This is a genomic window from Streptomyces sp. NPDC028928, assembly GCF_055564915.1.
The window spans coordinates 1,306,085-1,323,629 of the sequence record NZ_JBVHVI010000001.1 but is presented as its reverse complement, the minus strand read 5'-3'; the positions used below and the strand labels follow the sequence as shown (position 1 = coordinate 1,323,629).

Annotated in this window: 13 protein-coding genes and 1 pseudogene; 12 read left to right on the top strand and 2 right to left on the bottom strand. The window is 73.6% G+C overall.

Annotation, left to right across the window (positions count from 1 at the left end; genetic code table 11):
- Nucleotides 1–6: 6 nt before the first annotated feature.
- Nucleotides 7–972 (bottom strand): lysylphosphatidylglycerol synthase transmembrane domain-containing protein, encoded by a 966-nt coding sequence (locus ACZ4U1_RS05510; protein ID WP_467899860.1) that lies wholly within the window; start codon nucleotides 970–972, stop codon nucleotides 7–9.
- Between the two features lie 96 nt (nucleotides 973–1,068).
- Between ACZ4U1_RS05510 and ACZ4U1_RS05505 the strand changes: the two genes are divergently transcribed.
- From ACZ4U1_RS05505 to ACZ4U1_RS05485, 5 genes are all read left to right on the top strand, one after another.
- Nucleotides 1,069–2,958 (top strand): ABC transporter ATP-binding protein, encoded by a 1,890-nt coding sequence (locus ACZ4U1_RS05505; RefSeq protein WP_467900098.1) that lies wholly within the window; start codon nucleotides 1,069–1,071, stop codon nucleotides 2,956–2,958.
- A 380-nt stretch (nucleotides 2,959–3,338) separates the two neighbouring features.
- Nucleotides 3,339–3,875 (top strand): 2Fe-2S iron-sulfur cluster-binding protein, encoded by a 537-nt coding sequence (locus ACZ4U1_RS05500; RefSeq protein ID WP_467899857.1) that lies wholly within the window; start codon nucleotides 3,339–3,341, stop codon nucleotides 3,873–3,875.
- Nucleotides 3,876–4,871 (top strand): FAD binding domain-containing protein, encoded by a 996-nt coding sequence (locus ACZ4U1_RS05495; RefSeq protein ID WP_467899855.1) that lies wholly within the window; start codon nucleotides 3,876–3,878, stop codon nucleotides 4,869–4,871.
- Between the two features lie 61 nt (nucleotides 4,872–4,932).
- On the top strand, nucleotides 4,933–7,014 hold the full coding sequence (locus ACZ4U1_RS05490) for a xanthine dehydrogenase family protein molybdopterin-binding subunit (protein ID WP_467899853.1): 2,082 nt from the start codon (nucleotides 4,933–4,935) through the stop codon (nucleotides 7,012–7,014).
- Between the two features lie 2 nt (nucleotides 7,015–7,016).
- Nucleotides 7,017–9,386, top strand: a complete 2,370-nt coding sequence (locus ACZ4U1_RS05485; protein ID WP_467899851.1) for a glycoside hydrolase family 65 protein — start codon at nucleotides 7,017–7,019, stop codon at nucleotides 9,384–9,386.
- 35 nt (nucleotides 9,387–9,421) lie between these two features.
- On the opposite strand, the gene ACZ4U1_RS05480 is transcribed toward ACZ4U1_RS05485, so the two are convergent.
- On the bottom strand, nucleotides 9,422–9,997 hold the full coding sequence (locus ACZ4U1_RS05480) for a helix-turn-helix domain-containing protein (RefSeq protein WP_467899848.1): 576 nt from the start codon (nucleotides 9,995–9,997) through the stop codon (nucleotides 9,422–9,424).
- A gap of 114 nt (nucleotides 9,998–10,111) precedes the next feature.
- Here ACZ4U1_RS05480 and ACZ4U1_RS05475 point away from each other — a divergent pair.
- From ACZ4U1_RS05475 to ACZ4U1_RS05445, 7 genes and pseudogenes are all read left to right on the top strand, one after another.
- A pseudogene (locus tag ACZ4U1_RS05475) lies at nucleotides 10,112–10,850 on the top strand (EamA family transporter).
- Between the two features lie 28 nt (nucleotides 10,851–10,878).
- Nucleotides 10,879–11,526: an FMN-binding negative transcriptional regulator gene (locus ACZ4U1_RS05470; protein ID WP_467899846.1), complete on the top strand. Its 648-nt coding sequence runs from the start codon at nucleotides 10,879–10,881 to the stop codon at nucleotides 11,524–11,526.
- A 45-nt stretch (nucleotides 11,527–11,571) separates the two neighbouring features.
- Nucleotides 11,572–12,279, top strand: coding sequence for a B3/B4 domain-containing protein (locus tag ACZ4U1_RS05465; RefSeq protein ID WP_467899844.1), 708 nt, complete (start codon nucleotides 11,572–11,574; stop codon nucleotides 12,277–12,279).
- 260 nt (nucleotides 12,280–12,539) lie between these two features.
- A complete protein-coding gene (locus tag ACZ4U1_RS05460) occupies nucleotides 12,540–13,349 on the top strand; it encodes a LytR/AlgR family response regulator transcription factor (RefSeq protein ID WP_467899842.1) in 810 nt (269 codons plus the stop codon).
- Nucleotides 13,350–14,246: 897 nt separating this feature from the next.
- Complete coding sequence (locus ACZ4U1_RS05455; protein ID WP_467899839.1) at nucleotides 14,247–15,467, top strand: helix-turn-helix transcriptional regulator; 1,221 nt, start codon at nucleotides 14,247–14,249, stop codon at nucleotides 15,465–15,467.
- A gap of 223 nt (nucleotides 15,468–15,690) precedes the next feature.
- On the top strand, nucleotides 15,691–16,338 hold the full coding sequence (locus tag ACZ4U1_RS05450) for an FMN-dependent NADH-azoreductase (protein WP_467899837.1): 648 nt from the start codon (nucleotides 15,691–15,693) through the stop codon (nucleotides 16,336–16,338).
- Nucleotides 16,335–17,528 carry a cytochrome P450 gene (locus tag ACZ4U1_RS05445; protein ID WP_467899834.1) on the top strand — a complete coding sequence of 398 codons (1,194 nt, stop codon included), beginning with the start codon at nucleotides 16,335–16,337 and terminating at the stop codon, nucleotides 17,526–17,528. Before ACZ4U1_RS05450 ends, ACZ4U1_RS05445 begins: the two co-directional genes overlap by 4 nt.
- Nucleotides 17,529–17,545: the final 17 nt, after the last annotated feature.

Genomic DNA, 17,545 nt, shown 5'->3' with positions numbered 1-17,545 from the left:
TGTGCCTCAGATGACCTTCAGCCGCACCAGCGCCCCCAGCGTCAGCGCCCCCGGCACCAGCGGCAGCCACACGGTGATGATCCGGTAGGCCGGCACCACCGCCGTGGCCACCGCCGCCGGGCCGCCCACCGCGATCAGCGCCACCACCAGCGCCGCCTCCACGGAACCCAGCCCGCCGGGCGTCGGCACCAGCGCCACCGCGACCGTCGCGGCGAGGTAGGCCAGCACCGTGTGCGCGGGCGGCACCGGCAGCCGCAGCGCCTGCCCGACGGCCGCCAGCCCGGCCGCCTGGAGCGCGGGGAAGGCCGGCGAGCCGCCCCACAGCGCCAGCGCGCGGGCCGGCCGGGAGTGCACCGACCGCGCCTCACCGACGGCGTCCCGCGCGAGCGCGAGCACGCGCGTGCGGAACCGGCGTACGACCGCGAGCACGGCCCCCGCGACGACCAGCAGGCCGGCCGCGCCCAGCAGCAGCGGGAGCGCCGAGCCGTCCGGCAGCAGGATGCCGAGCCGCAGCGCGTCCGGGAACGCGATCAGCAGCGCGGCCAGCAGCCCGAGCCGGCCCACGCACTCGGCCAGCAGGTACAGCGCGAGCGCGGCCGAGGAACGCGCCGGCGGCACCCCGCACACGGTCATGAAGCGCAGGTTCACGGCGCCCGCGCCCAGCCCGGTCGGCAGCAGATGGTTGGCCGCGGCCGCCGCGAACTGGGCGGCCAGCAGCCGTCCCTTCGGCAGCGGCTGGAGCACCGCGCCCTGCCGGGTGACGGCGGCGGCGACCCAGGTCAGACAGGTGGCCCCGGCCGCCGCCAGCAGCCACGGCCAGGAGGCGGTCCGCAGCTGCCCGAAGCCCTCGGCGAGCACCGAGCGGTGCCGTACGGCGGCCACGGCGACGAGCACGAGCGGCAGCAGGCACAGCACCGGGCGGACGGGGAGGCGACGGGGCGGGCGCCGGCGGGGGAGGGGGACGGCAGTCACATCCGCACAGGTTCTCCGCGGCACCCCGACAACGGGTGAACCGTCGCGGACATTGACCTCAACGAACCTTGAGGTTCTACGGTCTCTTCCATGAGCATGGAGACCACCGCCTGGACGCAGCTGCACAGCGTGATGAACGCGCAGTCCGAGCGTCGCCCGTTCGCCCGCGCCACGCTGCGCCGCATCGCCGCCTTCGCCCGTCCGCACCGCGCCGGCATCGTCCGGTTCGTCCTGCTCGGGGTGGTGACCGCCCTGCTCGCCGTGGCGACCCCCGTGCTCGCCGGCCGCGTCGTCGACGCGATCGTGGCGGGGCACGACTCCGGCACGGTGGTCCGGCTCTCCCTGCTCATCGCGCTCGTGGCGCTCGTGGAGGCGGGGCTCGGCATCCTCGGCCGCCGGCTGTCGGCGACGCTCGGGGAGGGACTCATCCTCGACCTCCGCACGGCCGTGTTCGATCATGTGCAGCGCATGCCCGTCGCGTTCTTCACACGTACCCGTACGGGAGCGCTGGTCAGCCGTCTCAACAATGACGTGATCGGCGCCCAGCGGGCGTTCGCCAACACCCTCTCCGGTGTCGTCAGCAACCTGGTCACCCTGCTGCTCACCCTCGCGGTGATGCTCACCCTGTCCTGGCAGATCACCCTGCTCGCACTCGTTCTCCTGCCGGTGTTCGTGCTGCCCGCCCGCCGCATGGGCAGCCGGATGGCCCGCATGCAGCGGGAGGCGGCGGCGCTGAACGCGGCCATGGGCACCCGGATGACCGAGCGGTTCTCCGCCCCCGGCGCCACCCTGGTCAAGCTGTTCGGGCGCCCGGAGGAGGAGTCGGCGGAGTTCGCTGCGCGGGCCGCCCAGGTCCGGGACATCGGCGTCCGCACGGCGACGGCCCAGTCGGTCTTCATCACCTCCCTCACCCTCGTCTCCGCCCTCGCCCTGGCCCTCGTCTACGGCCTCGGCGGCTGGTTCGCGCTGCGCGGCACCCTGGAGGCCGGCGCGGTCGTCTCCCTCGCCCTGCTGCTGACCCGGCTGTACGCCCCGCTGACCGCGCTCGCCGGGGCCCGGGTCGAGGTCATGAGCGCGATCGTCAGCTTCGAGCGGGTCTTCGAGGTGCTCGACCTCGAGCCGCTCATCGCCGAGAAGCCGGACGCCCGCGAGGTCCCCGACGGCCCGGTGGCCGTCGAGTTCGACGACGTCCGCTTCTCCTACCCCGCCGCCGACCAGGTCTCCCTCGCCTCCCTGGAGGAGGTCGCCGCGCTCGACACCCGCGGCGGCACCGAGGTGCTGCACGGCATCTCCTTCCGCGCCGAACCCGGCCGGACCGTCGCCCTCGTCGGCTCCTCCGGCGCCGGCAAGTCGACCATCGCCCAGCTGCTGCCGCGCCTGTACGACGTCGACGCCGGCGCGGTCCGCATCGGCGGGGTCGACGTCCGGGACCTGACCGCCGCCTCCCTCCGGGCGACCCTCGGCATGGTCACCCAGGACGGCCACCTCTTCCACGACACCGTCCGCGCCAACCTGCTGCTGGCCCGCCCGGACGCGAGTGACGACGAGCTGTGGGACGCCCTCGGCCGCGCCCGCCTCGCCGACGTCGTACGGTCCCTGCCCGACGGTCTGGACACGGTCGTCGGCGAGCGCGGCTACCGGCTCTCCGGCGGCGAACGCCAGCGCATGACCATCGCCCGGCTGCTGCTGGCCCGCCAGCGCGTGGTCATCCTGGACGAGGCCACCGCCCACCTCGACAACACCTCCGAGGCGGCCGTCCAGGAGGCGCTCACCGAGGCCCTGGAGGGCCGCACCGCCGTGGTCATCGCCCACCGCCTGTCCACGGTCCGGGCCGCCGACCAGATCCTCGTCGTGGAGTCCGGCCGCATCGTGGAACGGGGTACGCACGAGGAGCTGCTGGCGGCGGACGGACGGTACGCGGAGCTGTACCGCACGCAGTTCGCGGGCCGGGACGAGACGGAGGGGGCGGGAGGGCCGGCGGTCTGAGCGGGCGGGGGTGCGGGCGGTCTGAGGGGGCGGGCGTGCCGGGTCGTCCGCCGGTCGCGGCCGGCAGGGCCTGGGACGCCTCGGCACGGACCCAGGGCTCGCCCTCGGCGGTCAGCGCCCGGAGCCGGTCCGCCCAGGGAGCGGCGTGCGGGCCCGGGCCGGCCAGTCCGCGCCGGGTCTCCAGCGGGACGTGCCAGGAGCGGGCCGGGCTCCCCGGTGACCTTCCAGTACGCCCGGACAGCGAGGTCCGCGTCCGGGCCGGCGCCGGCACCGGCACCGTCAGTCACGTCAGGGGATGACCTTCCGGACGTGTGAGCCCGGCGTGAGCTGGATACGCGGTCTGCACGGCTCCACCGCCCGTCCGGAAGGTCGTCCCCGCCATGACCAGCGCATCCCGGCCCGGCCACCACTCCGAGGTCACCCTCCGGGTCAACGGAAAACCCCACACCCTGCGCGTCGACCACCGGCGCGTCCTGCTGGACCTGCTCCGTGAGGACCTGGATCTCACCGGGTCCAAGAAGGGCTGCGACCACGGCCAGTGCGGTGCCTGCACCGTGCTGGTCGACGGGCGCCGCGTCAACAGCTGTCTGCTGCTCGCCGTGACCCTCGACGGCAGCGAGGTCACCACCGTCGAGGGCCTGGGCGGCGACGGCGAGGAGCCGCACCCGCTGCAGCGGGCCTTCCTGGACCGCGACGCCTTCCAGTGCGGCTACTGCACCCCCGGCCAGCTCTGCTCCGCCGTGGGCATGCTCGCCGAGGCCGCCGCCGGGCACCCCTCCCACGTCACCGACCCGACGGCCCCCATGGAGGGGCCCGTACCGCTGGACCGGCCCGAGATCCGCGAGCGGATGAGCGGCAACCTGTGCCGCTGCGGCGCCTACCCGCGCATCGTCGAGGCGATCGAGGACGTGATCTGAGTGAACGGCTTCGGATACCTCAGGCCCGGCAGCGTCCAGGAGGCCGTCGAGGCCTACGCCGCCCACCCCGGCGCCCGCTATCTGGCCGGCGGCACCAACCTGGTCGACCTGCTGAAACTCGGCGTGGAACGGCCCGCCCTCCTCATCGACATCGGCCGGCTGCCGCTGGACGGCATCGAGGAGCTGCCCGACGGCTCCCTGCGGGTCGGCGCCACCGTCCGCAACAGCGACCTCGCCGCCGACCCGCGGGTCCGCGAGCGCTGGCCGGCCCTGTCCCAGGCGCTCCTCGCGGGCGCCTCCGCGCAGCTGCGCAACGCCGCCACCACCGGCGGCAACCTGCTCCAGCGCACCCGCTGCCCCTACTTCCAGGACCTGGGCAAACCCTGCAACAAACGGGAGCCGGGCAGCGGCTGCGGCGCCCGGGACGGCGTCCACCGCGACCACGCTGTCCTGGGCCACTCCGAGCTGTGCATCGCCACCCACCCCTCGGACATGGCCGTCGCCCTCGCCGCCCTGGATGCCCAGGTCGAGCTGTACGGCACCGACGGCCCCCGGCGCCTGCCGGTGGCCGACTTCCACCGGCTGCCCGGCGAGCACCCCGAGCGGGACACCTGGATCGGCCCCGGCGAACTCATCACCGGCGTGCTGCTCCCGGCCGCCACCGCCGGCGTGCCCTCCGCCTACCGCAAGGCCCGGGACCGGGCGTCGTACGCCTTCGCGCTGGCCTCCGTGGCCGTCGTGCTGCGCGTCGCGGACGGCGTCATCGACCAGGTCGGGGTCGCCTTCGGCGGGCTCGCCCACAAGCCCTGGCGGGCCCGGCACACCGAGCTGGCCCTGTTGGGCGCCCCCGCCACCCACGCCGCCTTCGAAGGGGCCGTCGACCTGGAACTCGCGCACGCCGAGCCCCTGCGGGACAACGCCTACAAGGTGTCCCTCGCCCACAACCTCGCTCTCGACGTCCTGAACCGTCTCGCCCCGGCCCCCGCACCGGCCTGAGCCGTCACAGCCCGCGAGCCCGTCACAGCCCGAGCCGTCACAGGAGGAGCAGGAGGACCCCATGACCGGCACGACCGGCAGCCCCCTGGGCGCCCCCGCCGAGCGCCGCGAAGGACGTCAGAAGGTCACCGGCGCCGCCCGCTACGCCGCCGAGTACACCCTGCCCGGCCGCGCCCACGCCTGGCCCGTGCCCGCCGCCGTCGCCCACGGCCGGGTCCGCGCCGTCGACACCTCGGCCGCCCTCGCCCTGCCCGGCGTCCTCACCGTCCTCACCCCCTTCGACGCCCCCCGGCTCGCCGAACCCGAGGACGGCACGCTCGCCGTGCTCCAGCGCCCGGACGTGCCGCACCGCGGCTGGTGCGTCGCCCTGGCCGTCGCCGACACCCTGGAGGCCGCCCGCGCCGCCGCCCGGGCCGTCCGGGTCACCTACGACAGCGCGCCTCACGACACCGGCCCCCTCGAAGGCCACCCGGGCGGCTACGAGCCCGAGGACGTCAACGGCCAGCCCGGCCGGGTCGAGCACGGCGACCCCGACGCCGCCTTCGCCTCGGCCGAGGTCCGCGTCGACGTCACCTACCGGGTGCCGCCGCTGCACAACCACCCCATGGAGCCGCACGCGAGCACGGCCCACTGGGACGGGGACCGGCTCACCGTGTACACCTCCAGCCAGGGCGGTACGGCCGTGCGGTCCGTGCTCGCCCAGCTGTTCCGGCTGCCCGAGGAGCGGATCACCGTCGTCGCCGAGCACGTCGGCGGCGGCTTCGGCTCCAAGGGGACCCCGCGCCCCGACGTCGTCCTCGCCGCGCTGGCCGCCCGGCACACCGGCCGGCCCGTCACCCTGGCCTACCCCCGCCGGTACCTGCCGACCGTCGTCGGCCACCGCGCCCCCACCGTGCAGCGGCTGCGGCTCGGCGCACAGCCGGACGGCCGGCTCACCGCCGTACTGCACGAGGTCACCACCCAGACCTCCCGGGTCAGGGAGTTCGTGGAACACGCCGGCGTGGTCTCCCGCGTCATGTACGCCACACCGAACCTGCGCAGCACCCACCGCGTGGTGCCGCTGGACGTGCCCAGTCCGTCCTGGATGCGGGCCCCTGGCGAGGCACCCGGCATGTACGCCCTGGAGTCCGCCCTGGACGAACTCGCCGACGCGCTCGGCCTGGACCCGGTGGAGCTGCGTGTCCGCAACGAACCGGAGCGGGAGCCGGAGAGCGGCAGGCCGTTCAGCAGCCGGCATGTCGTGGAGTGCCTGCGCGAGGGCGCCCGCCGCTTCGGCTGGGACGGCCGCGACCCGCGCCCCGGCGTCCGCCGCGAGGGCCCGCTGCTGCTCGGCACCGGCGTCGCCGCCGCCACCTACCCCGTGCAGGTCGCCCCGTCCACCGCCACCGCCGAGGCCCGGCCCGACGGCACCTTCGTCGTCCGGCTCAACGCGGCCGACATCGGCACCGGAGCCCGTACCGTCCTCGCCCAGATCGCCGCCGACGCCCTCGGCGTGCCCCTGGACCGGGTGCGCACCGAGGTCGGCCACACCGATCTGCCGCCCGCACCGCTGGCCGGCGGCTCCATGGGCACCGCCTCCTGGGGCTGGGCCGTGCACGAGGCGTGCGCCCGGCTCGCCGCCCACCCCGAGGAGGGGCCGACGGTCCGCGCGGACACCACCGGGACCGCCGACGCCGACAGTCCCTACGCGCGGCACGCGTTCGGCGCCCACTTCGCCGAGGTCGCCGTCGACACCGTCACCGGCGAGATCCGGGTACGCCGGCTGCTGGGGATCTTCGCCGCCGGACGGATCCTCAACGCCCGCACGGCACGCTCCCAGTTCACCGGTGCCATGATCATGGGCCTGGGCATGGCCCTCACCGAGCACAGCACCCTGGACCGGGCGTTCGGCGACTTCCCCGAGGCCGACCTCGCCTCCTACCACGTGCCCGTGCACGCCGACGTCCCCGCCGTCGAGGCCGACTGGATCGACGAGGACGACCCCCACCTCAACCCCATGGGGAGCAAGGGCATCGGCGAGATCGGCATCGTCGGCACCGCCGCCGCCCTCGGCAACGCCGTCCACCACGCCACCGGCATCCGCTTCCGCACCCTCCCCCTCACCCCCGACCGGATCCTCGCCCGCCTGCTGTCCGAGGGCTGACGGTGGACGGGCCCAGCTGGGAGTACGAGGGCTACCGTCCCGCCGAGGAACGCCTGCGGGAGTCGCTGTGCACCCTCGGCAACGGCTACTTCGCCACACGCGGGGCGCTGCCCGAGTGCACCGCGGACCACGTCCACTACCCGGGCACCTACGCGGCCGGCTGCTACAACCGGCTCACCTCCGAGATCGCCGGGCGCCGGGTCGAGAACGAGGACATGGTCAACCTGCCCAACTGGCTGCCACTGCGCTTCCGGCCCGCCGGCGGGGACTGGCTCACCCCGGACACCACCCCCGTCGCCGAGCACCACCAGATGCTCCACCTCGATCCCGGCCTCCTGGAGCGCCGCACCCGCTACCCCCTCGGTGCCGGCGCCAGCCTCGTCGTCCGGCAGGAGCGCCTGGTCCATCTGGACGACCCTCATCTCGCCGCGCTGCGCACCGAGTTCACCGCCGAGGGCCGCACCGTCGACCTGGACGTGGAGGCCGCCCTCGACGGGAGTGTCACCAACTCCGGTGTCGCCCGCTACCGGGACCTGGACGGCCGGCACCTCACCCACGTCCAGGTCGGCACCGCCGCACCCGGCGTCGTCTGGCTGCGCTGTCGTACCCGGACCTCCGACATCGGTTTCGGACTGGCCGCCCGGCTGACCGCCGAGGAGCCGGTCACCCATGCCAACGAGGTCCACCGCGCGGTACAGCGGCTGCGGCTGCGGCTGCCGCCCGGGCGGACCGTCACCGTCGACAAGACCATCGCCCTGCACACCTCCCGCGACCCCGCGATCAGCGACCCGCTGCGCGCGGCCGTCGACCGGGCCGCCGCCGCGCCCGGCTTCGAGGAACTGCGGGAGACGCACCGCGTGGCCTGGGAGCAGCTGTGGCGGCGCACCGCCCTCGACGTGCCCGGCGAGGCGGGCAGCATCCTGCGCCTGCACCTGTTCCACGTGCTGCAGACCCTCTCGCCGCACACCGCCGACCTGGACGTCGGCGTCCCCGCCCGCGGACTGCACGGCGAGTCCTACCGCGGGCACGTCTTCTGGGACGAACTCTTCGTCCTGCCCTACCTCAACCTCCATCTGCCCGAGGTCTCCCGCGCCCTGCTCCGCTACCGCCACCGCCGCCTGGACGCGGCCTGCCACGCGGCCCGGGAACTCGGCCGGTGCGGCGCGCTCTACCCGTGGCAGAGCGGCAGCGACGGCCGCGAGGAGACCCAGCAGGTCCACCTCAACCCGCGCTCCGGCCGCTGGATCCCGGACCACTCCCGGCTCCAGCACCACGTCGGCTCGGCCGTGGCCTACAACGTCTGGCAGTACTGCGAGGCGACCGGTGACATCGACTTCCGCAACGGCGAGGGCGCCGAGATGCTCCTGCAGATCGCCCGCTTCTGGGGGCAGTCGGCGGTCTGGGACGGCCATCTCGGCCGGTACCGCATCCGGGGCGTGGTCGGCCCCGACGAGTACCACGACGCCTATCCGGGCGCGGCCCGGCCCGGCCTGGACGACAACGCGTACACGAACGTCACCGCCGCCTGGGTGCTCAGCCGCGCCCTGGAGCTGCTGCACGGCCTGCCCGAGCCGCGCCGCCGCGAACTCCAGGAACACACCGGCCTCGCCGAGGACGAGCCGGCCCGCTGGGCGGAGGTCTCCCGCGCCCTGCACGTCCCCTTCCACGACGGGGTGATCAGCCAGTTCGACGGCTACGGCGACCTCGCCGAACTGGACTGGGACGGCTACCGCACGCGGTACCCGGACATCCGGCGCCTGGACCGGATCCTGGAGGCCGAGGGCGACACCGTCAACCGCTACAAGGCGTCCAAACAGGCCGACGTCCTGATGCTCGGCTACCTCTTCTCACCCGCCGAACTGCGCGGACTCTTCCAGCAGTTGGGCCACCACCTGGACGAGCACACCTGGCATTCGACCGTGGACCACTACCTGCACCGCACCAGCCACGGCTCCACCCTCAGCGGCCTGGTCCACGGCTGGATCCTGGCCCGCGCCCGCCGCGCCGACGCCTGGAGCTTCGTCCAGGAGGCGCTGCGCGGTGACATCGCCGACCTGCAGGGCGGCACCACCGGCGAGGGCATCCACCTCGGCGCGATGGCCGGCACGCTCGACCTCGTGCAGCGCGGGCTGACCGGTCTGGAGACCGGCGGCGGCGGCCTGTGCCTCGACCCCGTCCCGCTGCCCGAGCTGTCCTCCTACGGCTTCAGCATCCGCTACCACGGCCACTGGGGCGTGCGGCTGCGGCTGCGCAGCGGACTGCTGGAGATCGCCGTACCGGAGTCCGACCAGTCACCCATCGACGTCCGTCTGCGTGACTGGGTGATACCGGTGATGCCGGGGGAGACCGCCCGGCTGGTCCTGCCCGACTGAGCCGGGGCCTTCACCTTGCTGCCCGGCGACAGCCGTCACGCGGGGCCGGGGGGCAGGTGGACGGTCATGATCAGGTAGCAGGTCTCGGTGCCCGCGCCGCGGTAGGTGTGAGGGGCGTCGGCCTCGAAGGTGGCGGTCTGACCGGCTTCGACAGAGTGCTCGGTGCCGTCGACGACGAGTGTCATCCGGCCGGCGGTGACGCTGACGGTTTCGGTCACGCCGGCCTGGTGGGGGTGGCTGGGGTACTCCTCGCCGGGTTCGAGTGTCCAGCGCCAGACCTCGGTCGCCGCCGGGCCGCTGGTGGTCAGCATGAGCCGGGCCTCGCTGCCGTGCTCGCCCTTCCACAGGGGCATGACGGTGTCGGCGCTCACCACCCGGACTCGTTCTTCGGCTCGGCCTTCCATCAGGGCCGAGACGGAGACGCCGAGGGTGTCGGCGAGGCGGACCAGGGTGGCGAAGTTCGGGTTGCCCTGGGCCTTCTCCAGCCCGACCAGGGCGCCCTTGCTGACCTTGGCGCGGCGGCCGAGTTCGTCCAGGGACAGCCCGGCGCGGGTACGGGCCGCCCGGACGTTGTGCGCCAGCGTCCGCAGGGCCGCCTCGGTCTCGGTCATCGCTTCACCCCTCCAGGACGGTCGGTGGAATGCACCACACGGTCGTTCGGTTGACGGACGGCGGTCGATGCGTTGTACGGTGCAGTCGTTCCATTGATAGTAAGGGATGTACCCGTGACCGCTCTGCTGCTGGCCCTGGGCAGTTCCCTGGCCTACGGATGTGCCGACTTCCTGGGCGGCCTCGGCGCCCGCCACCCTCGCGTGGGGCGCGGCGTCCGGTGTGGCGTCGGCGGCCGCGTTCGCCCTGCTCTACCGCACGCTGGCGATCGGCCCGATGAACGTCCTGTCGCCGGTCACCGCGCTGGTCTCGGCGATGCTGCCGGTCGCGGTCGGGCTGGTGCAGGGCGAGCACCTGGGGCCGGCCGGGCTGATCGGCCTGCCGCTGGCGCCGGCGGCGGTGGTGCTGGTCAGCGCCGGACACGGCGCGAAGTCGGCCCGCCCGTCGCACACCGCGCTGCTGCCGGCCTTCGGTGCCGGAGCCGCCATCGCCCTGCAGCTGGTCTTCCTGCACCAGGCGCCGTCCGACAGCGGCGTCGGCCCGCTGATCACCGGCCGCGCCGTGTCCTCCGCCGTCACCCTGGCCGCCGCCGGACTCATGTACCGCCGGCTGGGCCCGGAGAAGCCGGCGTACGCGATCTCGGCGACGGCCGGCGTGCTGGACTCGGTGGCCAACCTGCTGTTCCTGCTCGCCGCCCGCAGCGGCGACCTGGCCGTTGTCGCCGTGATCACCGCCCTGTACCCGGCCGGCACCGTCCTGCTCGCCCGCGGCGTGCTGGCCGAGCGCGTCCACCGCGCCCAGCTGATCGGCCTGGGCACCGCCGCCGTCGCCGTCAGCCTCCTCGCCCTCACCTGACCCCGCACCACGCCCGGAGGAACCGCGCATGTTCATCCAGCCCTGGGACACCGCCCTGGACGACGCCGAGTGGCAGACCTGGATCGCCGACGGCCATGACTTCGGCGTCCTCAGCGTCAACGGCCCGCCCGGCCAGGCACCGATCGTCGTGCCCACCCACTTCACCGCCGACGGCAGCACCCTGCTGATCCACCTCGCCCGTCCCAACCCGGTCTGGAAGCCGATCGAGGCCGACCCGAACGTCACCTTCACCGTCACCGGCGACTACGCCTTCATCCCCGGCCCGTGGCGCGCGGGGCCCGGCATCCCGCCCACCGACGGTGTCCCGACCAGCTACTACGCGGCCGTCCAGTTCACCTGCCGGGCCGCGATCATCGACGAGCCCGGGGCCAAGGCCGAGCTGCTGCGCCGCCAGATGGCCCACTTCCAGCCCGAAGGCGATCACGCCCCCATCGAGGTCGACCAGCCGCCGTACGGGCGGATGCTGCCCGGAATCCGCGGCCTGCGCCTGGACGTCACCGAGGTACGGGCGAAGTTCAAGTACGACGACCACAAGCCCGTCGAGCAGCGCACCGACACCGCCCGCCGGCTCACCGAACGCGGCACCGCCCTGGACGCGACCACGGCCGACCGACAACTACGCCGTCTCGACCGCATCGGCACCTGGAAACCCTGACCCGATCTCCCGCCCGCTCTCGCACCATCCTGGAACGGACCTCCTGTGACCACCTTCCGCCTCAGCCCCGCCGTCGCGGACGCCTTCCCCGACACCCTCATCGCCGTCGTCACCACCGCCGGCCTGCGCGGCCACGAACACTGGCCCGCCACCACCACCGCCCTTCAGGACCTGGAACAGCGGCTCGCCGCCGGCGCGTGGCGGCCCGCCGACGAGAGCGACCCGCGCATCGAGGCATGGCACGCCGCCTACCGCTCCTTCGGCACCAACCCCCGCCGGACCCGGCCCAGCGTCGACGCCCTCGGCCGCCGCCTGGCCAAGAAGGGCACCCTGCCCCGTATCAACCCGGCCGTCGACTCCTACAACGCCGTCTCCGTCCGCCACGGTCTGCCCGCCGGCGCCTTCGACCTCGACCACGTCACCGGCGCCGTCGACATCCGCCATGCCGACGGCACCGAGACCTTCACCCCGCTCGGCGAACCCGACACGGTCGAGAACCCCAAGCCGGGCGAGATCATCTACACCGACACCACCGACGTGCTCACCAGGCACTGGAACCACCGCGACGCGCACCGCACCCGCGTCACCCCCCACTCCACCCGCGTCGCCTTCGTCCTGGAGACCGTCGCCGCCGCCCGCGACGGGCACCTGCTCAAGGCCGCGGCCGACGACCTGCAGACCCTGCTCCAGCCGCACTGCGAGACGAGCACCGTGCACTACCTCAGCCCGGCACACCCCGACACCACCACCTGACCCCGCGCTGCGGCCCGGTACCCGTTCGCGGCCAGGTGGCGGGCGGGCTCGCCGGTGCCGCAGCCGGCGCCCGGCGGGCCCAGCGGCCGGAACCGGCCCCCGTCCGCGTGTGCCACCGGGTCTCCTGGTGCCGGCCGTTGCGCGGACCAGGGGATCATCGGCGGGTCACGGCCCGGACACACCACCGTCCGTGATCTCGACGGCGCCCGCCCGCGGGACCACCATGGGAGAGCGGCCGAGGACGGAAGGAGCTGCCGGACATGAGGGTGACCGACGTGCCCTTGCGCGTCCTGGCCGTGGACGACGAGGAACCCGCGCTGGCAGAGCTGCTGTACCTGCTGGGGGAGGACCCGCGGGTCGGCACCGTCGTACCCGCCCCGGCGGCCACCGAGGCGCTGCGCCTGCTGAGCCGGGCCGCGGCGGAGGGCCCCGACGGCACGGACGGCTTCGACGTCGTCTTCCTCGACATCGACATGCCCGGCCTCAGCGGCCTCGAACTGGCCCGGCTGCTGGGCGGGTTCGCCGCACCACCGCTGATCGTCTTCGTCACCGCCTACGAGGACTTCGCCGTGCGCGCCTTCGACCTGAAGGCCGTGGACTACCTGCTCAAGCCGCTCCGCAAGGAGCGCTTCGCCGAGGCGGTACGGCGGGTCGCCGAGCTGGTCCGGGCCGGTCAGGGGCCCCGCCCGGCCGCCCCCGCGGCGCCCGGACCCGCGGCGGCCCCCTTCGGCGACCAGGTGCCGGTGGAACTGGGCGGGGTCACCCGGTTCGTGCCCCTCGCCGACATCACCTACGTCGAGGCGCAGGGCGACTACGCCCGGCTGCACACCGGCCACGGCAGCCATCTGGTGCGGATACCGCTGTCCACACTGGAGGAGCAGTGGCGCCCGCGCGGCTTCGTCCGGATCCACCGCAGCCGGCTCGTCGCCCTCGGCCGGATCGAGGAACTCCGCGTGGACGGCGGCAACCTGACCGTCCGGATCGGGGACCGGGTTCTCGCCGTCAGCCGGCGCAACGCCCGGGAGCTGCGGGACCTGCTGGCCGGCCGCGCGGCGGGCCGGGTGCGCTGACCCGGCGCCGCGCTTCGGCCACGGTGGCCGAACCCGGCCGTACCGGTCTCGGCCGAACGGCGTCCGGCGCCCGTGGCGTTGGTCACGTTCACGAAGGCGCCGACCGGGGCAGGGCTACTCCCCGGGACGTGCGGGACGGCGAGCCGCCTTGCCACTCCCGCAGGGGTGGGACTTGTGTGGGGGAATGGTGAACGCCGACCGCGGCCGAGCACACTCCGGGTCAGTCGTCGAGGAGCGTTAACGGCAGCGTCACAGCGATTCGTGGTACTTCACCGAATGAATACGTATCGTTGTGCGAAGGATCGACGAGTAGGTGGCGAGAGCGTTATATCTCGCCAGCCTTGTGACGTTCGTGCGCGACTGCGTTCATCACACGTGTAGGCAACACGGACAACTGGGTCACAGGCCAGGGGGGTTACTTGATGTCCTGCACCAATTCGGACTGTTCCAGGCGGTGTTCGCTTCGCCGGGCCGGGTTCCGCAGACGGTGCGTTCCCGGAGCGAGGCCGACCGGGCGCTGACGCACCGGCGGTGAGGTGCGTGATCGTGCTGGACGGCGGACGCGCGCGGACGCAAGACACCTTTCGGCAATTCCGGGCCGGGCCCTGGACTGCCGTACCAGGGGAGAGGGCACCGCCGACGGCCGGATGCGGCCGGATCACATACGCGACGGGGATGACGGGAGCAGCGTATGCGCGGTCCGGGAGAAACGGTCGACGGGTAAGAGCGCGACTACCCCACGAGTTCAGAACGCCACCCGATTACACGTCAGAGGTTGTAGTGCCCCCGCGATATTCAGTCATATCCGAGCAAACTCTTCTGGAATCGTCTTCCGAGCCAGGCCGTTCTGTCGCACAATCCGCACTCTTCTGGCTCGACGGGCGGCTCGGCAAAAGCATGGAGTTAGCAGCCGCCGCATCGGAGCCGGCCACGGGCGAACGCCCCGCCCGAGAGGCGCCGCTGGAGGCGCGCGTCTGGTACGCGACGCTGCTGACGCGCGTCCGCGGCCTCCGGCCGGCCGAACGCCTCCTCGCCGGCGAGGACACCGCCGCCCACGGACCACACCGACCGGAGGCGCAGGCGGCACGGCTGCTGTGCGAGGCGGAGATCCATCTGGCCGGGGGCAGACTCACCGAGGCGACCGCGGCGGCCGAAGCCGGGCTCCGGCTGGCCTCCCAGGCCGGCAACCGCGGACTCCCCCCACGCGGCCACGTGGTCATGGCCGTGTGCTCCGTGCGCTCCCTGGACCTGACGACCGGCCTGCTGTACGCCAACCGGCTGCGGGACGCGGCGCTGCTCGGGCAGGAGAACCTCATGCCGGGCCAGTGCGTCTGGGCCGCCGCGCAGGCCCTGGAGGCGCGTGACGGCATGGAGAGCGTGGCCCACCTGCTCAAGGGCATCGTCCACGACGACGTCCTCACCCGCGAGCTGCTCCTCTCCCAGCCCGCCGCGGCCCCCTGGCTGGTCCGGGCCGGACACCGGCTCGGCGACACCGACCTCGCCGAACGCACCGTCCGCACCATGAGCCGGCTCGCCCTGACGAACCGCAGCTTCCGCAGCGTCCAGGCCGCGGCCGAGCACGCCTCCGGGCTGTACGCCGGCGACGCGGACGCCCTGGAGGCCGCCTCGGAACGGCACCTGGACGCATGGGCCCGCGCGTCCGCCCTGGAGGACGCGAGCCGGGTGCGCTCCGCGCGCGTCCCGGAACGCGACCGGGCGGTCGACCTGCTCCGGCGCGCGGCCGACGCCTATCTGAGCGCCGGGTCCTCCCGGGACCTCGCACGGGTCCAGAGCCGGCTCCGCGAACTCGACGACCACGGCGGCCGGCCGGCCCGCAGCCGGACCCGGGTCAGCCGGCTCACCGACACCGAGTTCGCCGTGGCCGAGCTGGTCAGCCAGGGCCTCACCAACGGCCGGGTCGGCAGCCAGCTCTACATCTCCCCGCACACGGTGGCGTTCCACCTGAAGAAGATCTTCCGCAAGCTCGACGTGACCTCCCGCGTGGAACTGGCCCGCTCCTGGAACCGGATCCTGGTGGAGGAACGCGCCGACCGGCCCGCCACCACGCCCGAACCCGACTTCCTGGTCCGCCCCTCCATGGTCCGGCAGGCCGGGTAGCCACCGGCCGGCGCGGGACCGTCAGCGCAGGTGACGGCTCCGCGCCGCCCCCACCACCACCGCCCTACCAACCTGAGGGATGCCGCCGCGGCGGTCCCCCCACGTAGCCTCCACGAGGGAAGCACCACTCCTCACCGTGTCGTGCCGTCCCGCCGGCGAGCGCCGGCCGGAAGGGACCGGGCGGGTTGCCGAACAGCCATACCGATTGGCCAGGAGTCATGTCATGACCCATCTTCTGCACGTCGACGCGAGCATCCGCTCCGGCGAGTCCGTGACGCGGCAACTCACCGCCGAGTTCGTCACCCAGTGGCGGCAGAACCACCCGGACGCCGGCTACACCTACCGCGACCTCGGTGCCGAGCCCATCCCGCACATCACGCACGAGGTGCGCGAATGGCTCTTCGACCCCACCGGCGACCTGCACGGCGTCAGCCCCGAGGAGAAGGCGCTCACCGAGGCCCTGCACGCCGAGGTACGCGAGGCGACCACGATCGTGTTCGGCATCCCGATGTACAACTACACGATCCCGTCGTCCATCAAGGCCTGGATCGACCGGCTGGTCACCCCCGCGCACATGCTGCCCCCGGGCGCCGAGTCCGGCGCGCTGAGCGGCAAGAACGTCATCGTCGTCACCGCCCGCGGCGGTTCCTACGCCCCCGGTACCCCGCGCGAGGGCTGGGACTACCAGGAGCCCTACCTGAAGGCCGTGCTCAGCGCCATCGGCCTCGCCGACAACCTGACGTTCGTGCACGCCGAACTCACCTTCGCGGCCATCGTGCCCGCCATGGCGCAGCTGAAGCCGCTGGGTGAGAAGTCCCTCGCCGACGCCCGCGACACCCTGCGCAAACTGGCCCTCGAAGGTGCCTCATGAGCGAGATGCTGTCCTACGAGGACGTCTGGTCACGCACCCATCACTTCGACCCTCCCGCGATCTTCGACAAGCTGCGTGAGGACCGCCCGCTCGCCAGAATGACCTATCCGGACGGCCACGTCGGCTGGTTCGCCACCAGTCACCGGATCGTCCGGGAGGTCCTCAGCGACCCCCGCTTCAGCCACAGCCTGGAGATCGGGCACTTCCCCGTCACCAAGTACGGCGCCCCCGTACCGCAGTTCCCGGCGATGCCCGGCATGTTCATCCACATGGACCCGCCGGACCACACCAAGTTCCGTCGCATGCTGGCCCGCGAGTTCACCGTCCGGCGCATCGCCGAACTCGCCCCGCACGTCGAGTCGGTGGCCGCCGGGCAGATCGAGGAGATGCGCGAGCACGGCGCACCCGCCGACCTGCTCACCACCTTCGCCAAGCCGCTCGTCCTGCGGGTCCTGTCCGACCTGGTCGGCCTGCCGTACGAGGAGCGCGAACGGTACGCCGACGCGCCCGCCATCACCCACGACCCCGACGGGGACGCCGAGGAGTCGATGGCGGTCTACCAGCAGGTCGGCGCGCTCATCGGGGAGACCGTCGAGCGCAAGCGCAGGCAGCCCGGTGACGACATCATCAGCCGGCTCCTGGCCGCCGGCGAGCTGACCGACGAGGAACTCGGCAACATCGTGGCCCTGTTGCTGTTCGCGGGTTACGAGACCACCGAGAGCGCTCTCAGTGTCGGCGTCATGGCGCTGCTGCACCACCCCGAGCAACTCGCCGCCCTGCGCGCCGACCTGTCCCGGGTGGACGCGGCGGTGGAGGAGATCCTCCGCTACATCACCGTCAACCAGTACGAGATCTTCCGCACCGCGCTGGAGGACGTCGAGCTGGACGGCCAACTGGTGAAGAAGGGCGAGACCGTCACGGTGTCCCTGCCGGCCGCCAACCGCGACCCGGCGAAGTACGGCTGCCCCGCCCACCTCGACCTCGACCGGGACACCGCCGGCCACCTGGCCTTCGGCCACGGCATCCACCAGTGCGTCGGCCAGAACCTGGCCCGCCTCGAACTCCGCACCGGACTGCGCGCGTTGCTGCAGGCCTTCCCCGACCTGCGGGCGGCCACCCCGGCCGAGGAGGTCCCGCTGCGCACCCGCGGCTCCGTCTTCGGCCTCAAGAGCCTCCCGGTCGCCTGGTGAGCCTGCCCGGTCCACCC

What these genes read in the sequence shown, in the direction of transcription:
- ACZ4U1_RS05505 (WP_467900098.1), top strand. Translation starts at nt 1,069, where the DNA reads ATGGAGACCACCGCCTGGACGCAGCTGCACAGCGTGATGAACGCGCAG.
- ACZ4U1_RS05500 (WP_467899857.1), top strand. Translation starts at nt 3,339, where the DNA reads ATGACCAGCGCATCCCGGCCCGGCCACCACTCCGAGGTCACCCTCCGG.
- ACZ4U1_RS05490 (WP_467899853.1), top strand. Translation starts at nt 4,933, where the DNA reads ATGACCGGCACGACCGGCAGCCCCCTGGGCGCCCCCGCCGAGCGCCGC.
- ACZ4U1_RS05480 (WP_467899848.1), bottom strand. Translation starts at nt 9,997, where the DNA reads ATGACCGAGACCGAGGCGGCCCTGCGGACGCTGGCGCACAACGTCCGG.
- ACZ4U1_RS05470 (WP_467899846.1), top strand. Translation starts at nt 10,879, where the DNA reads ATGTTCATCCAGCCCTGGGACACCGCCCTGGACGACGCCGAGTGGCAG.
- ACZ4U1_RS05460 (WP_467899842.1), top strand. Translation starts at nt 12,540, where the DNA reads ATGAGGGTGACCGACGTGCCCTTGCGCGTCCTGGCCGTGGACGACGAG.
- ACZ4U1_RS05455 (WP_467899839.1), top strand. Translation starts at nt 14,247, where the DNA reads ATGGAGTTAGCAGCCGCCGCATCGGAGCCGGCCACGGGCGAACGCCCC.
- ACZ4U1_RS05450 (WP_467899837.1), top strand. Translation starts at nt 15,691, where the DNA reads ATGACCCATCTTCTGCACGTCGACGCGAGCATCCGCTCCGGCGAGTCC.
- ACZ4U1_RS05445 (WP_467899834.1), top strand. Translation starts at nt 16,335, where the DNA reads ATGAGCGAGATGCTGTCCTACGAGGACGTCTGGTCACGCACCCATCAC.